At 58.1% G+C, this 18437-nt stretch carries 3 protein-coding genes; 1 reads left to right on the forward strand and 2 read right to left on the reverse strand.

Going from position 1 to position 18437, the window contains the following annotated elements:
- Positions 1–1947, forward strand: coding sequence for a cyclic di-GMP receptor LapD (gene lapD / locus GDV60_RS01505; protein ID WP_029300704.1), 1947 nt, complete (start codon positions 1–3; stop codon positions 1945–1947).
- 14 nt (positions 1948–1961) lie between these two features.
- On the opposite strand, the gene GDV60_RS01510 is transcribed toward lapD, so the two are convergent.
- Entirely contained in the window at positions 1962–2300 is a 339-nt protein-coding gene (locus GDV60_RS01510) for a hypothetical protein (protein WP_029300706.1), read from the reverse strand.
- Between the two features lie 161 nt (positions 2301–2461).
- Positions 2462–18292, reverse strand: a complete 15831-nt coding sequence (locus GDV60_RS01515) for a LapA family giant adhesin (protein WP_159906044.1) — start codon at positions 18290–18292, stop codon at positions 2462–2464.
- Positions 18293–18437 lie beyond the last annotated feature (145 nt).

Below are 18437 nucleotides of genomic sequence, written 5' to 3' on the forward strand. Positions count from 1 at the left end.
ATGTCACTGTTCAAACAGCTGTTGATCGCTATCTGTCTGTTCCTGGTGGTCGCCTTCAGCGGCAGCTTCATGGTCAGCCTGGAAAGCTCGCGTACCCAGTACGTGAACCAACTGCGCTCCCACGCGCAGGACGCGGCGACCGCCCTGGCGCTGTCCCTGACACCCAATATCGACGACCCGGCGATGGTCGAGCTGCTGGTCAGCTCGATTTTCGATAGTGGTTATTACGCCAGCATCCGGGTGATCGATGTGACCAACGACCAGGTCATCGTCGAACGCAGTGGCATCCCCGACAACAACGGCGTGCCCAACTGGTTCGTCAAGCTGATCGGCCTGGAACCGGCCGGTGGTGACGCCCTGGTCAGCCGTGGCTGGGAGCAGGCGGCGCGGGTCGAGGTGGTCAGCCATCCGATGTTCGCCCTGGCCAAGCTGTGGCAGAGCGCCCTGGGCAGCCTCGGCTGGTTATTGCTGTGTGGCGCGGTGAGTGCGGTGCTGGGCGCGCTGTTGCTGCGCCGGCAACTCAAACCTTTGGACTACATGGTCAAACAGTCCCACGCCATTGCCCGCCGCGAATTCCTGAGCCTGCCGGATCTGCCGCGCACCCCGGAACTGCGCCGCGTGGTGCAGGCGATGAACCAGATGGTGGAAAAGCTCAAGGCCCTGTTCCAGGAACAGGCCGAGCGTAGCGAAAAACTGCGGGTGGAGTCCTATCAAGACAACCTTACCGGCCTGGCCAACCGCCGTTACTTCGAGATGCAACTCAATGCGCGGGTCAGCAACCCCGAAGAAACCAGCTCAGGTTACCTGCTGGTGTTGCGGGTCAAGGACCTGGCCGGCCTCAACCAGCGCCTCGGCGGCCAACGCACCGACCAACTGCTGCAGGCGGTCGGTGAACAGTTGCTGCGCCAGTGCGAGCCGTATCCGGAAACCCACAACCTGGTCACCCGTATCCGCGGTGGCGAGTTCGCCGTGCTGGCGCCGGGGCTGATGCGTGAAGAGGCGTTGCAGCTGGCGCAAAACCTGGAAAGCACCCTGCAAAGCCTGCAAGCCACCGGCGCCAGTGACGTTTCGCCGGTTGCCTGTATCGGCCTGGCGCCGTTCAATCATGGTGATTCGCCACAAGCCCTGTTGACCCTGGCCGACCAGGCGCTGGCCCAGGCCGAAACCCAGGGCGATGTCAGTTGGGTGTGCCTGGACCACAGCGCAGCGGCCAGCGTCGGCGACGACCATCATGCCTGGCACACACTGTTGGACCAGGCGCTGACCCAACACCGCTTCGAGTTGTACTTCCAACCGGTGGTGGCCAGCCAGGATCCGCAACTGGTCCTGCATTACAAAGTGCTCTCGCGCTTGGTCGACGGTCATGGCCACACGATCCCGGCCGGCCGTTTCCTGCCTTGGCTTGAGCGGTTTGGCTGGTCGGCGCGCCTGGACCGGGTGATGTTGGAGCTGGTACTCAAACAAATGGCCAGCCATGAGCACTCGCTGGCCCTGAACCTGTCTGCGGCGACCCTGGCAGACCCGCAAGCCCTGAACCGAATCTTCGACCTGCTACGCCAACATGCCAACCTGGGCCCGCGCCTGACCCTGGAAATCGGTGAAGAGCAACTGCCCGAACAGGCGGTGCTGGAGCAGTTGACCCACCGCCTGCGGGAGCTGAACTTTTCCCTCAGCCTGCAACGCTTTGGCGGGCGCTTCAGCATGATCGGCAACCTGGCGCGCCTGGGCCTGGCCTACTTGAAGATCGATGGCAGCTACATCCGCGACATCGACCAGGAAAGCGACAAGCGCCTGTTCATCGAAGCCATCCAGCGCGCAGCCCACAGCATCGACTTGCCGCTGATTGCCGAGCGGGTCGAAACCGAGGGTGAGTTGCAGGTAATTCGCGAGATGGGGATTTTTGGCGTGCAGGGCCAGCTGTTTGGTGAGCCGGCGCCCTGGCGCTGAGGCCGTGGCCGGCCTCAGATCAGGCCGGTCTCATCATCATTGATCAGGTGGCTCAGGCCACCCAGTGATTCCCGGGCGTTGCTGCGGTCCTTGAGCTTGGCTTGCGCGGCGACCGGCAGGTCCGTCAGGTTGATTACGCCTTTCTGGATCAGCACCTGAATCAAGTCTTCCAGCACCCGGATCATCTCCGAGTCACTGTGCTTGAGCTGCTTGAGGCTCAGTTCCGCTTCTTCATTGGCAAACCAGGCCTGGATCTCATGGTGATCCGCGGGCAGGGTGCCCGTCGATTCGGCGAAGGCAACCGCTTCGGCGCGAATCAGCTCACCCTGTGCATCACGTTGCACGTAGAACATTGAACATCCCTCATGAGAAGAACTGACGACAGCCTGTCAGAGCATAGGCCAACGGCGCGCGATTGGGCGTGAGTATGCCGTGCAATCGCGACCCCATGCCAGTGAACGGTGGCCGCAAATGAATCGGCCGCCTCAAGAGGCGGCCGGTTCAGTGGTTCAGCTTAGGTGTGATCGACCTTGATGGTCGGATCAGCACCACTGATCAACGAATTGATCGTCTGGCCGGACCAGTTGTTACCTTCCAGCTTGATCGTCACATCCGCATTAGCCAGGCCGCCAGCGGCGTTGAGCTTGCCTTCGGAGCTGATCTGCAGCGTTGTCACGTTATCCACCGTGGTCAACTTCAGGAAGTTGTCGATGGTGCCGTCGGTTTCACCCTTGAGCAGGTCACGCAGGTCAATGCGGTCGCCTTCCAATGCCTTGAAGTCCTTGATCACATCGTTGCCGACGTCACCGGATCTCCAGACGAAGGTATCGGCACCGGTGCCGCCGATCAGGATGTCATTGCCCTGGCCGCCGATCAGCGTGTCGTTGCCGGTACCGCCCAACAGGATGTCGTTGCCCTTGCCACCGTCCAGGTAGTCGTTGCCGCCCTGGCCGAACAGGATGTCATCGCCCGAGCCACCCAGCAGGGTGTCATTGCCGTCCTTGGCACCCGAGGTGTTGAACTCGTTGTAGTGCTCGGTGATGTACTTATGCACATCCTGGCCGGTGACTGCAGACACCGCCACGCCGTTTTTCCCTGCCACGTAGGTCTGGATGGCGTTGTAGCCTTCGCCGGTAACACCTGTGAAGCTCACCAGGTCGCCGAACAGGATGTCGTTGCCGTCACCGCCATCGACACGGTCGGCACCCGGCAGGGTAGCCTCGCTGTGACCGAGGATGGCGTTGGCCAGGTCCTTCGGATCGATGTTGCTTTGTGGCTTGTTGTCGCTGTCGTACGGTGCCAACTGCTCCAGGCCGACCCCGCTTTTAAGACCGATGGCTTCTACGCCACCTGTGGACAGGCCTTTGAGCAGTGCGAACGCGTTCTGGGAGTTGGTAGCGGTGGCTGTATCGGTGTAGTTACCATAACCGTCAAGAACCGATATCTCATAGGTGCCATCCCCTTGGGCGTGGATGATGCCCTTGTTGTAGGCCCAGCCGTAGGAAAAGAGGGTCACCTTACCGGCAGAGTTGATATCGAGGTAGTTATTCGAATCGATATTGATCCGAGTGGCGGTACCTATGGTGTAGTTGTTCATGTTAACGACGTCATCGAGCTTGACGTTGCCGTACAAGGTCGGGTTGGTCTGCTCGGAACGCTGGTAGAACGTCGGCTCACCATCGGTGATGAAGTACGTGGTGTTGATTGCATCCTTGTTGCCAGTCGCCTGGGCACTTTGGAAGAAGTTGGATGCAGCCTTGAACACGTCTTCGTAGTTGGTGCCGCCGGTCGACACCATCTTATCCAGGACTTTCTGCAACGCCTCCAGTGCACCTGGGTCTTTCAGGTTGACTGTAACCGTACGATTGACCTGGTCACTGAAATCCGCGAGGAAGATGTTCACGACCCCGGAGGTGCTGGAGCCGATACTGTTTTTCAGTGAGTTGAACACGGTGGTCAGCGAGGCTTTCGCCGCCGCTACCGAGTCCGAACCCATACTGCCCGACGTATCGATCATGAACGCAATGTTGTAGTTCTTGCCCTGAACTACGTTCAGGCCCGAAACGTCCGCCACGATGATGTCGTTGCCACTGGTACCGGTGACGTTGTCATCGCCCGAAGTCGCCGTGCTCCCGCTATAGACTGCCGGGTATACCTTGACCGGCAGATTGGCCACGGTTGTGGCCGAGCCGCCGAGGCTTTCGGTGGAGGTCGACGTCACGGTCAGGTTGTACTGGCCGCTGGTGTAAGGCAGTGGCTTGAGGCTCAGGTTGTTGAGGTTCCAACCGGTGACGTCCACCTCGGTATGGCCCTGGGTCGCCGTGAAGGTATGCCCGGCACCGTCGCTGAGCACTGCGCCCACCGGGATGCTGCCAATCTTCACGCTCAGGGTTTCCGAACCGTCGGTATCGGTCAGGCCGGTGGTGACTTTGGTCAGTTTGACCGTGCCGTTTTCCAGCCCTTCGTTGAGCTTGTACGCGTCGTAGTAACCCTGGCCGTTTGTGCCGTGCAGATCCGACACTTGCGCGCCGGCGCTGATCAGGTCGTTGATGCCGGTGTAGATCGGCATCGTGGTGTTGCTCAGGTTGGTCGCGGTGCCACCGTTGACCGACAGCTTGAGATCAAAGCTGCCCGGACCTGATTGGTTGGCATGGTAGATATCAATGCTGTAGTAGCCGTTGCTGGTTGGGGTGAACGTACCGTTGAACTGGCCGGAGTTCGAGCCCCAGGTACCGCTGGCCACATCTTTGCCGCCGATATTGACCAGGATGCTGTCATCGCCGTAGCCGCTGAAGGTGTACGACTTGCCGGCTTCCAGGTAGATCAGGCCGGAGGTCTTCGAGCCTGCACCGCCAGGCACATCTGCAGTAGGTAGGACGGTGGTCGAAACCGTCGTGCTGGTTGGCGTGCCGGCGTTGTCGATGGCATTTTTCAACACGGTCGCGGAGGCGCCATTGCCGTTGGTGCCCAGGTTCGCAATGCTGTTCCAGCTCTGCTTGGTCAGGCCGACCGAGGCGATGTTGTTATCGGCAACGCTCAAGGTCGGCGCGTCTGCAACCGGAGTGATGTCGACTTTTACAGTGGCGCTGGTGCCCAGGTCCTTGCCATCGGTTGGCTGGAACTTGAACTGTGCATAATCAGCCTGCTTGTTGCCCACACCGGTGCCGCCGTAGCCGTCGGCTCCGGATTCGTTGGCATTTGGGGTGAAGCGCAACTGGCCGCCGTCGATCTGCGCCTTGGTGAAGGTCTGGCCGGCTGTCACGTTGGTCCAGGTAGTGCCGTCCGCTGCCAGGTACTGCAGCTTGCCGGCTACTGGCAGCTCGGTGATTTTCACCCCGAGGCTGGCCTGCGGCGAATCCACATCGCTGACCCCGAAGTTGGCCCAGGTCAGCTTCAGCGACGTGTCTTCAGTGCCGGTGACGGCACCGCCGGTGGCAACCGGTGCGTCGTTGACCGCCACTACGTTGACCGTGGTGGTTGCCACGTTCGAGTAGTTGCCGCCGTCGGTCACCGTCACGGTGATGGTCCGTGGCGTGGTGCTCGGGTCGTGGCTGCTGTTGCCGAACGTGATGTTCTTGATCTGCTGCATGTAGTCAGCCAGCGACGCCGTACCGGTCAGGGTCAGGGTGATCTTGCCGGTGACAGGGTCCGTGACCGAGGTCACGTTCATACCGGTGACCTTGCTGTAGTCCAGCGTGTCGCTCGGCTGAGTATTGGTCAGGACTACCGTGGCGCCAGTCAGCTGGGTGCTGTCCGGGTCGGTGATCTTGATGTCGGTATCAGCAATCGACACGCCACTGCCGCCTTCGGTGAACGTAGTCCTGTAGTCGTTGCCGGTGGCGCCACTGGAATTGTTGGCATCCAGGTCGATAACCGGTGGCGCATCGTTATCGATGATCGACGTTTCGATTTTGCCGTTGGTGGTGCTGATAGCCAGGTTCTCGAAGTTACCGCCGGAAGTGCCCGAGATACTGATCTCGAACTTCTCCGTAGGCTCGGTCAGCTTGTCGTCGATGGTCTTGATATCGAACGTCGCGCTGCTTTGGCCGGCCGGAATCTTCACGGTGTACACGCCGTTGAAGTCTGAACCGTCCTGGGCCACGCCTTTGTACGACAGGGTCACCGTGACTTCGGTTTGCGCCGGCTGGGTCAGGTTCAACGTGTAGTGAGCGGTCTGGCCTTCGGTCACCGAGGTATCGCCCGCAATACTGATCACGGTGTTGCTCGTCACGTCCGTCACTTTGGTGATTACTGGCGTGCCGACCGGGATCAGGTTTTCATACTTGTCGCCACCGCTGACCACATTGGTGATCTTGGCGGAAATGTCCTTGGCGCCCAGGTAGTAGTCATTCGGCGCGGTGAAGTTGGCAGTACCGCTGGTCTTGCCATTGCCGATGGTGATGTTCAAGTCGTTGTCCAACTTGATCACCAGGTCCGAACCCACGTTGGTCACGGCAACGCCGTTCTTATCCACGAGGCTGGCGGTGTAGACGATCTGGCCGCCTTCGGCGACGTTGGTGGTGGCGGTCAGCACAACCTTCACATCGTCGATGGTGTCGTTGATCTGCGTCGTTGCGCCGTCGCCAGCAACCACCAGCTTCTCGAAGTTACCGCCTTCAGTACCGGTGATCTTGACGGTCTGGGTGCTCTTGTCGATGAACACGTCATCGCCTGGGGCGTTCACTGTCACGGTGCCGACGGTGTCGCCGGCCTTGATGGTGATGGTTTGTTTGTTGTCGAGCGTCAGGGTGACGTCAGTGTCAGCCTTGTTGCTCAAGGTGGCGGTGTAAGTGATCTTGCCGCCTTCGTTCACTTCAGACGGAGCCGTCAAAGTCACGGTAGTGGTGTTATCGGTGCCCGGTGTGTCGGTCACGATGGTGGTGACTTTATCGGTACCTGGAACCAGGTTTTCAAAGTGCTCGCCACCGGTGACCTTAGTGATGCCGGTAGTAACAGTCTGGTCGCCTTTGTACACATCGTCCGGAGCCACAACCGAGACAGTACCGCTCGATTTGTCCACACCGATGGTGATGACTTGCTTGTTATCCAAGGTGATAGTCAGCGGACCGGTAGTGTTAGTCACCGGTGCACCGTTTTTGTCCACAAGGGTCGCGGTGTAGACGATCTGGCCGCCTTCACCCACGGTTTTGGTCGCGGTCAGGACCACATCGACCTTGTCGATGGTGTCGTTGATCTGCGTCGTTGCGCCGTTACCTGCAACCACCAGCTTCTCGAAGTTGCCGCCAGTGGTGTCGGTGATCTTGACGGTCTGGGTGCTCTTGTCGATGAACACGTCATCGCTCGGAGCATCAACCGTCACAGTACCAACGGTGTCGCCAGCCTTGATGGTGATGGTTTGCTTGTTGTCCAGCGTCAGGGTGACGTCGGTGTCAGCCTTGTTGCTCAAGGTAGCGGTGTAAGTGATCTTGCCGCCTTCGTTCACTTCAGACGGAGCCGTCAAAGTCACGGTAGTGGTGTTATCGGTGCCCGGTGTGTCGGTCACGATGGTGGTGACTTTATCGGTACCTGGAACCAGGTTTTCAAAGTGCTCGCCACCGGTGACCTTAGTGATGCCGGTAGTAACAGTCTGGTCGCCTTTGTACACATCGTCCGGAGCCACAACCGAGACAGTACCGCTCGATTTGTCCACACCGATGGTGATGACTTGCTTGTTATCCAAGGTGATAGTCAGCGGACCGGTAGTGTTAGTCACCGGTGCACCGTTTTTGTCCACAAGGGTCGCGGTGTAGACGATCTGGCCGCCTTCACCCACGGTTTTGGTCGCGGTCAGGACCACATCGACCTTGTCGATGGTGTCGTTGATCTGCGTCGTTGCGCCGTTACCTGCAACCACCAGCTTCTCGAAGTTGCCGCCAGCGGTGTCGGTGATCTTGACGGTTTGGGTGCTCTTATCGATGAACACGTCATCGCCTGGGGCATCCACAGTCACGGTGCCAACGGTGTCGCCCGCCTTGATGGTGATGGTTTGCTTGTTATCGAGCGTCAGGGTGACGTCGGTATCCGCTTTATTAGAAAGCGTCGCGGTGTAGGTGATCGTGCCGCCTTCGTTGACGGCGTCTGGCGCGGTCAAGGTGACGGTGGTGGTGTTATCGGTGCCCGGTGTGTCGGTCACGATGGTGGTGACTTTATCGGTGCCTGGAACCAGGTTCTCGAAGTGCTCGCCACCGGTGACCTTAGTGATGCCGGTCGTAACAGTCTGATCACCTTTGTACACATCATCCGGCGCTACAGCCGAAACAGTACCGCTCGACTCGTTCACACCAATGGTGATGACCTGTTTGTTATCGAGGGTGATGGTCAACGGGCCAGTGGTGTTGGTAACTGGCTTGCCGTCTTTATCAACCAAAGTTGCGGTGTAAACGATCTCGCCGCCTTCGCCGACAGTTTTGGTCGCGGTCAGGACCACATCGACCTTGTCGATGGTGTCGTTGATCTGCGTCGTGGCGCCATCGCCAGCCACCACTAGCTTCTCGAAGTTGCCGCCAGTGGTGTCGGTGATCTTGACCGTCTGGGTGCTCTTATCGATGAACACGTCATCGCCAGGGGCATCAACAGTCACGGTACCAACGGTGTCGCCCGCCTTGATGGTGATGGTTTGTTTGTTGTCGAGCGTCAGGGTGACGTCGGTATCCGCTTTATTAGAAAGCGTCGCGGTGTAAGTGATCGTGCCGCCTTCGTTGACGGCGTCTGGCGCGGTCAATGTGACGGTAGTGGTGTTATCGGTACCCGGTGTGTCCGTCACGATGGTGGTGACTTTATCGGTACCCGGAACCAGGTTTTCAAAGTGCTCGCCACCGGTGACCTTAGTGATGCCGGTAGTAACAGTCTGATCGCCTTTGTACACATCGTCTGGCGCTACAGCCGAGACAGTCCCGCTCGACTCGTTCACACCAATGGTGATGACCTGTTTGTTATCGAGGGTGATAGTCAACGGGCCGGTGGTGTTAGTCACCGGAGCGCCGTTTTTGTCCACAAGGGTGGCGGTGTAAACGATCTGGCCGCCTTCGCCGACAGTTTTGGTCGCGGTCAGGACCACATCGACTTTGTCGATGGTGTCGTTGATCTGAGTCGTTGCGCCGTCGCCTGCAACCACGAGCTTCTCGAAGTTGCCGCCAGCGGTGTCGGTGATCTTGACGGTTTGGGTGCTCTTATCGATGAACACGTCATCGCTCGGAGCATCCACCGTCACGGTACCGACGGTGTCGCCAGCCTTGATGGTGATGGTTTGTTTGTTGTCGAGCGTCAGGGTGACGTCGGTGTCAGCCTTGTTGCTCAAGGTGGCGGTGTAAGTGATCGTGCCGCCTTCGTTGACGGCGTCTGGCGCGGTCAAGGTGACGGTGGTGGTGTTATCGGTGCCCGGTGTGTCGGTCACGATGGTGGTGACTTTATCGGTGCCTGGAACCAGGTTTTCAAAGTGCTCGCCACCGGTGACTTTTTCGATGCCGGTCGTAACAGTTTGGTCGCCTTTGTACACGTCGTCCGGCGCTACAGCCGAAACGGTACCGCTCGACTCGTTCACACCAATGGTGATGACCTGTTTGTTATCGAGGGTGATGGTCAGCGGGCCGGTGGTGTTAGTCACCGGAGCGCCGTTTTTGTCCACAAGGGTGGCGGTGTAAACGATCTGGCCGCCTTCACCCACGGTTTTGGTGGCAGTCAGGACCACATCGACTTTATCGATGGTGTCGTTGATCTGCGTCGTGGCGCCGTCGCCTGCAACCACAAGCTTCTCGAAGTTGCCGCCAGCGGTGTCGGTGATCTTGACGGTCTGGGTGCTCTTGTCGATGAACACGTCATCGCCTGGGGCATCAACAGTCACGGTACCAACGGTGTCGCCCGCCTTGATGGTGATGGTTTGCTTGTTATCGAGCGTCAGGGTGACGTCAGTGTCAGCCTTGTTGCTCAAGGTGGCGGTGTAAGTGATCGTGCCGCCTTCGTTGACGGCGTCTGGCGCGGTCAAGGTGACGGTGGTGGTGTTATCGGTGCCCGGTGTGTCGGTCACGATGGTGGTGACTTTATCGGTACCTGGAACCAGGTTTTCAAAGTGCTCGCCACCGGTGACCTTAGTGATGCCGGTCGTAACAGTCTGATCACCTTTGTACACATCATCCGGCGCTACAGCCGAAACAGTACCGCTCGACTCGTTCACACCAATTGTGATGACCTGTTTGTTATCGAGGGTGATAGTCAACGGGCCGGTGGTGTTAGTGACTGGCTTGCCGTCTTTATCAACCAAAGTCGCGGTGTAAACGATCTCGCCGCCTTCGCCGACAGTTTTGGTCGCGGTCAGGACCACATCGACTTTATCGATGGTGTCGTTGATCTGCGTCGTGGCGCCATCGCCAGCAACCACGAGCTTCTCGAAGTTGCCGCCAGCGGTGTCGGTGATCTTGACGGTTTGGGTGCTCTTATCGATGAACACGTCATCGCTCGGAGCATCAACAGTCACGGTGCCGACGGTGTCGCCAGCCTTGATGGTGATGGTTTGTTTGTTGTCGAGCGTCAGGGTGACGTCGGTATCCGCTTTATTAGAAAGCGTAGCGGTGTAAGTGATCGTGCCGCCTTCACTCACTTCCGACGGAGCCGTCAACGTCACGGTAGTGGTGTTATCAGTACCTGGGGTGTCAGTGACAGTCGTAGTGACCTTGTCAGTATTTGGAACCAGGTTCTCGAAGTGCTCGCCACCTGTGACTTTTTCGATGCCGGTCGTAACAGTTTGGTCGCCTTTGTACACATCGTCCGGCGCTACAGCCGAAACAGTACCGCTCGACTCGTTCACACCGATGGTGATGACCTGTTTGTTATCGAGGGTGATGGTCAGCGGGCCGGTGGTGTTTGTGACTGGCTTGCCGTCTTTATCAACCAAAGTCGCGGTGTAAACGATCTCGCCGCCTTCACCCACGGTTTTGGTCGCGGTCAGGACTACATCAACCTTGTCGATGGTGTCGTTGATCTGCGTCGTTGCGCCGTCGCCAGCAACCACAAGCTTCTCGAAGTTGCCACCCGCGGTGCCGGTGATCTGGACGGTCTGGGTGCTCTTATCGATGAACACGTCATCGCCTGGAGCATCAACAATCACAGTACCAACGGTTTCGCCGGCCTTGATGGTGATGGTTTGTTTGTTATCGAGCGTCAGGGTGACGTCAGTGTCGGCCTTGTTGCTCAAGGTGGCGGTGTAGGTGATTTTTCCACCTTCACTCACTTCAGTCGGAGCCGTCAGGGTCACAGTGGTGGTGTTATCAGTACCTGGGGTATCCGTCACCACGGTCGTGACTTTATCGGTACCTGGGACCAGATTTTCAAAGTGCTCGCCACCGGTGACTTTTTCGATGCCGGTCGTAACAGTTTGGTCGCCTTTGTACACATCGTCCGGCGCTACAGCCGAAACAGTACCGCTCGACTCGTTCACACCGATGGTGATGACCTGTTTGTTATCGAGGGTGATGGTCAGCGGGCCGGTGGTGTTGGTAACTGGCTTGCCGTCCTTGTCGACCAGGGTAGCGGTGTAAACGATCTCGCCGCCTTCGCCGACAGTTTTAGTCGCGGTCAGGACCACATCAACCTTGTCGATGGTGTCGTTGATCTGCGTCGTTGCGCCGTCGCCAGCGACTACGAGCTTCTCGAAGTTGCCACCCGCGGTGCCGGTGATCTGGACGGTCTGGGTGCTCTTATCGATGAACACGTCATCGCCTGGAGCATCAACAATCACAGTACCAACGGTTTCGCCGGCCTTGATGGTGATGGTTTGTTTGTTATCGAGCGTCAGGGTGACGTCAGTGTCGGCCTTGTTGCTCAAGGTGGCGGTGTAGGTGATTTTTCCACCTTCACTCACTTCAGTCGGAGCCGTCAGGGTCACAGTGGTGGTGTTATCAGTACCTGGGGTATCCGTCACCACGGTCGTGACTTTATCGGTACCTGGGACCAGATTTTCAAAGTGCTCGCCACCGGTGACTTTTTCGATGCCGGTCGTAACAGTTTGGTCGCCTTTGTACACATCGTCCGGCGCTACAGCCGAAACAGTACCGCTCGACTCGTTCACACCGATGGTGATGACCTGTTTGTTATCGAGGGTGATGGTCAGCGGGCCGGTGGTGTTGGTAACTGGCTTGCCGTCCTTGTCGACCAGGGTAGCGGTGTAAACGATCTCGCCGCCTTCGCCGACAGTTTTAGTCGCGGTCAGGACCACATCAACCTTGTCGATGGTGTCGTTGATCTGCGTCGTTGCGCCGTCGCCAGCGACTACGAGCTTCTCGAAGTTGCCACCCGCGGTGCCGGTGATCTGGACGGTCTGGGTGCTCTTATCGATGAACACGTCATCGCCTGGAGCATCAACAATCACAGTACCAACGGTTTCGCCGGCCTTGATGGTGATGGTTTGTTTGTTGTCGAGCGTCAGGGTGACGTCGGTATCCGCTTTATTAGAAAGCGTAGCGGTGTAAGTGATCGTGCCGCCTTCACTCACTTCCGACGGAGCCGTCAACGTCACGGTAGTGGTGTTATCAGTACCTGGGGTGTCAGTGACAGTCGTAGTGACCTTGTCAGTATTTGGAACCAGGTTCTCGAAGTGCTCGCCACCTGTGACTTTTTCGATGCCGGTCGTAACAGTTTGGTCGCCTTTGTACACATCGTCCGGCGCTACAGCCGAAACAGTACCGCTCGACTCGTTCACACCGATGGTGATGACCTGTTTGTTATCGAGGGTGATGGTCAGCGGGCCGGTGGTGTTTGTGACTGGCTTGCCGTCTTTATCAACCAAAGTCGCGGTGTAAACGATCTCGCCGCCTTCACCCACGGTTTTGGTCGCGGTCAGGACTACATCAACCTTGTCGATGGTGTCGTTGATCTGCGTCGTTGCGCCGTCGCCAGCAACCACAAGCTTCTCGAAGTTGCCACCCGCGGTGCCGGTGATCTGGACGGTCTGGGTGCTCTTATCGATGAACACGTCATCGCCTGGAGCATCAACAATCACAGTACCAACGGTTTCGCCGGCCTTGATGGTGATGGTTTGTTTGTTATCGAGCGTCAGGGTGACGTCAGTGTCGGCCTTGTTGCTCAAGGTGGCGGTGTAGGTGATTTTTCCACCTTCACTCACTTCAGTCGGAGCCGTCAGGGTCACAGTGGTGGTGTTATCAGTACCTGGGGTATCCGTCACCACGGTCGTGACTTTATCGGTACCTGGGACCAGATTTTCAAAGTGCTCGCCACCGGTGACTTTTTCGATGCCGGTCGTAACAGTTTGGTCGCCTTTGTACACATCGTCCGGCGCTACAGCCGAAACAGTACCGCTCGACTCGTTCACACCGATGGTGATGACCTGTTTGTTATCGAGGGTGATGGTCAGCGGGCCGGTGGTGTTTGTGACTGGCTTGCCGTCTTTATCAACCAAAGTCGCGGTGTAAACGATCTCGCCGCCTTCACCCACGGTTTTGGTCGCGGTCAGGACTACATCAACCTTGTCGATGGTGTCGTTGATCTGCGTCGTTGCGCCGTCGCCAGCAACCACAAGCTTCTCGAAGTTGCCACCCGCGGTGCCGGTGATCTGGACGGTCTGGGTGCTCTTATCGATGAACACGTCATCGCCTGGAGCATCAACAATCACAGTACCAACGGTTTCGCCGGCCTTGATGGTGATGGTTTGTTTGTTATCGAGCGTCAGGGTGACGTCAGTGTCGGCCTTGTTGCTCAAGGTGGCGGTGTAGGTGATTTTTCCACCTTCACTCACTTCAGTCGGAGCCGTCAGGGTCACAGTGGTGGTGTTATCAGTACCTGGGGTATCCGTCACCACGGTCGTGACTTTATCGGTACCTGGGACCAGATTTTCAAAGTGCTCGCCACCGGTGACTTTTTCGATGCCGGTCGTAACAGTTTGGTCGCCTTTGTACACATCGTCCGGCGCTACAGCCGAAACAGTACCGCTCGACTCGTTCACACCGATGGTGATGACCTGTTTGTTATCGAGGGTGATGGTCAGCGGGCCGGTGGTGTTTGTGACTGGCTTGCCGTCTTTATCAACCAAAGTCGCGGTGTAAACGATCTCGCCGCCTTCACCCACGGTTTTGGTCGCGGTCAGGACTACATCAACCTTGTCGATGGTGTCGTTGATCTGCGTCGTTGCGCCGTCGCCAGCAACCACAAGCTTCTCGAAGTTGCCACCCGCGGTGCCGGTGATCTGGACGGTCTGGGTGCTCTTATCGATGAACACGTCATCGCCTGGAGCATCAACAATCACAGTACCAACGGTTTCGCCGGCCTTGATGGTGATGGTTTGCTTGTTATCGAGGGTCAGGGTGACGTCGGTGTCAGCCTTGTTGCTCAAGGTGGCGGTGTAAGTAATCTTGCCGCCTTCACTCACTTCAGTCGGAGCCGAAAGGGTCACAGTAGTGGTGTTATCAGTACCTGGGGTATCCGTCACCACGGTGGTGACTTTGTCAGTACCTGGAACCAGGTTTTCAAAGTGCTCGCCACCGGTGACTTTTTCGATGCCGGTCGTAACAGTTTGGTCGCCTTTGTACACATCATCCGGTGCTACAGCCGAAACAGTACCGCTCGACTCGTTCACACCGATGGTGATGACCTGTTTGTTATCGAGGGTGATGGTCAGCGGGCCGGTGGTGTTGGTAACTGGCTTGCCGTCCTTGTCGACCAGGGTAGCGGTGTAAACGATCTCGCCGCCTTCGCCGACAGTTTTAGTCGCGGTCAGGACCACATCAACCTTGTCGATGGTGTCGTTGATCTGCGTCGTTGCGCCGTCGCCAGCGACTACGAGCTTCTCGAAGTTGCCACCCGCGGTGCCGGTGATCTGGACGGTCTGGGTGCTCTTATCGATGAACACGTCATCGCCTGGAGCATCAACAATCACAGTACCAACGGTTTCGCCGGCCTTGATGGTGATGGTTTGCTTGTTATCGAGGGTCAGGGTGACGTCGGTGTCAGCCTTGTTGCTCAAGGTGGCGGTGTAAGTAATCTTGCCGCCTTCACTCACTTCAGTCGGAGCCGAAAGGGTCACAGTAGTGGTGTTATCAGTACCTGGGGTATCCGTCACCACGGTGGTGACTTTGTCAGTACCTGGAACCAGGTTTTCAAAGTGCTCGCCACCTGTGACTTTTTCGATGCCGGTCGTAACAGTTTGGTCGCCTTTGTACACATCATCCGGTGCTACAGCCGAAACAGTACCGCTCGACTCGTTCACACCAATGGTGATGACCTGTTTGTTATCGAGGGTGATGGTCAGCGGACCAGTGGTGTTGGTAACTGGCTTGCCGTCTTTATCAACCAAGGTTGCGGTGTAAACGATTTCACCGCCTTCACCCACGGTTTTGGTCGCGGTCAGGACTACATCAACCTTGTCGATGGTGTCGTTGATCTGCGTCGTTGCGCCGTCGCCTGCAACCACCAGCTTCTCGAAGTTACCGCCTTCAGTACCGGTGATCTGGACGGTTTGGGTGCTCTTGTCGATGAACACGTCATCGCCTGGAGCATCAACAATCACAGTACCAACGGTTTCGCCGGCCTTGATGGTGATGGTTTGTTTGTTATCGAGGGTCAGGGTGACGTCGGTATCCGCTTTATTAGAAAGCGTAGCGGTGTAAGTGATCTTTCCACCTTCGTTGACGGCGTCTGGCGCGGTCAACGTCACGGTAGTGGTGTTGTCGGTGCCCGGTGTGTCGGTGACAGTCGTGGTGACCTTGTCAGTGCCCGGAACCAGGTTTTCAAAGTGCTCACCACCCGTTACTTCCTTGATGCCGGTAGTAACGGTCTGATCACCTTTGTACACATCATCCGGAGCCACAACCGAAACAGTCCCGCTCGACTGGTTCACGCCAATGGTGATGACTTGGTTGTTATCCAGAGTCACAGTCACTGGGCTGGTGATATTAGTCACCGGTGCGCCGTTCTTATCCACCAAGGTAGCGGTGTAAACGATCTCACCACCTTCACCCACGGTTTTGGTCGCAGTCAGCACCACATCAACCTTGTCGATGGTGTCGTTGATCTGCGTCGTCGCCCCACCCGGAGCGATATCAAGTTTCTCGAAACCACCACCCACAAAGTCCGGATTGATCGTGACGTTGATCGGACCCGCATCTTTGAATACGTCGTCGGTCGGTGCCTTGGAGGTCACCTGGCCTGTGGTCTCGCCCTTGGCGATAGTGATGACGTCACCATTGCTCAAGGTAAGGGTCAGGTCGCTGCCGGCCTTGTTGCTCAGGGTCGCGGTGTAGGTGATGTTGCCACCTTCGTCGGCCTCGCCCGGTGCGGTCAGGGTGACGGTGGTGGTGTCGGTGGTGCCGGGTGTGTCGGTCACGGTGGTGTTGACTGGCGTGGTGCCAGGTACCAGGTTCTCGAAGTGCGCGCCGCCGGTCACATTGGTGATCGCGGTGGTGACGGTCTGGTTGCCCTCATACACGTCATTAGGCGCAACAGTGCTGGCAGTGCCCGCGGATTGGCCGACGCCAATGGTAATGGTCTGGCCATTGTCCAGGGTCACGGTCAACGGATTGGTGGTGTTGGTGACCGGGTTACCCGCCTTGTCCACCAGCGATGCGGTGTAAACGATCTGGCCGCCTTCGCCCACGGTGGTGGTCGCCGTCAGCACCACATCAACCTTGTCGATGGTGTCGTTCACGGTGGTGGTAGCGCCGTCACCGGCCACTTCCAGTTTTTCGAAGTTACCGCCATCAGTCTCGACGATCTTCACGGTTTGCGTGCTTTTGTCGACAAACACATCATCGCCCGGAGCATCGACGGTGACGGAGCCAACGGTTTCACCCGCCTTGATGATGATGGTCGAACCGTTATCCAGCTTCAGCGTAACGTCGGTGTCTGCTTTATTGGAAAGCGTGGCGGTGTAGGTGATCTGGCCGCCTTCGTTGACATCGCCTGGCGCTGTCAGTGTCACGGTGGTGGTGTCGACCGAATCGGTGATGGTCGTGACGGCTGGCGTCGTGTTGGGCACCAGGTTTTCAAAGTTGCCACCGGTGGTCCCGGTGATAGTCGTAGTGACGGTGCTGCCGTTGACATAGACGTCGTTCGCCGGGGTATCGACCACCACGGTGCCGACGGATTCGCCGGCCTTGATGGTGATCACCGAACCGTTGGACAACGTCACGGTAACCGGGGTTTGCGCCGGGTTGGTCAGCGTCGCGGTGTAAGTGATCTGGCCGCCTTCGGTCACGGTATTGGTGGCGGTGAGGGTCAGGCCAGTGTCATCGACCGAGTCGGTGATCGTGGTGACAGCTGGGGTGGTGTCGGGCTCCAGCTTTTCGAAGTTGCCACCGGTTGCCCCAGTAATGGTGGTGCTGACCGTGCTGCCATTGTTGTAGACGTCGTTGGCCGGTGTATCGACCACCACCGTACCGGTGGACTTGCCTGCCTCAATGGTGATCACCGAGCCGTTGCTCAAGGTGATGGTGACAGGGGTCTGTGCCGGGTTGGTCAGGGTCGCGGTGTAAGTGATCTGGCCGCCTTCGGTCACTGTTTCGCCTGCTGTCAGGGTCACAGTGGTGGTGTCGATGGTGTCGGTGATCTGGGTGACTGCCGGTGTCGGGTCGACGGTCAAGATCAGGTTGTTACCGCCGGTGGTGCCGGTGACGGTGACGCTGATCTGGCCTGGATCGATGTACGGGCTGTCGTTGGGCGCCAAAGGCACATTGACGGAGCCGGTCACTTGGCCGGCCGGGATGGTGATCACCGCGCCGTTGGACAGGGTGATCGTCAGGTTGCTGGTGGACGGCTGGGTCACTGTGGCGGTGTAGGTCAGCACGCCGCCGGCTTCGGTGATGGTCGGTGTGGCGCCCAGTGTCAGGGTCGACGGCAACGGTGCGGCCGTGAGGGGGTCAGTCGGCTGCCCGCCGAGTTCGTTGGTCAACGCATTGGTTGCGAAACCCAGGCCAGCAGTCGGAAAACCAATGGTCGGATCGACCGAGCCTGCGGTCTCATCAAGCATCACAAAGCTGTGGCCGCCACCGGCAGCGCCCGTGCCGGAAGCTGTCGCGCCTGCGGCGGTGGCTTCCAGGTCGGTGGTCGGGTCAGCGCCGGCGGCAATGGCCTGCTGCAGTTCGGCAACCGATGGAGCGGCCTGTGCAGTGGCTTGGGCCAGGTCAGTGCTGGAGTCGGGCGCGTTGGCGCTCCACTGGGTATCACGCCCCAGGTCCAGCGTACGGCCATCGGCCAGCTCCAGGCTCACGGAGCCCGACATGCCGGTGTCTATCTGATCGCCGGCAAACAGGCGATCACCTTCAACCAGCACCCGACGGGCGCCTTCCGGAGAAATGACGAAAACTTGGCCAACAATGCTTTTGACGATTGCAACAACACTGCTCATTGAAGATTTCTCCGGCGATCCATTCTGTGGGTGTTCCTAAGGCTGAGATCCGATGGGATTCATCAGCCTGGGAGGTGCGTAGTTTATAAATCGGATGACGTCAAATATTTGGCTATATTTTTTGGCGATTTACTTTATGCCAAAC

This window comes from Pseudomonas sp. DTU12.1 (genome assembly GCF_009873475.1).
Classification (GTDB): domain Bacteria; phylum Pseudomonadota; class Gammaproteobacteria; order Pseudomonadales; family Pseudomonadaceae; genus Aquipseudomonas; species Aquipseudomonas proteolytica.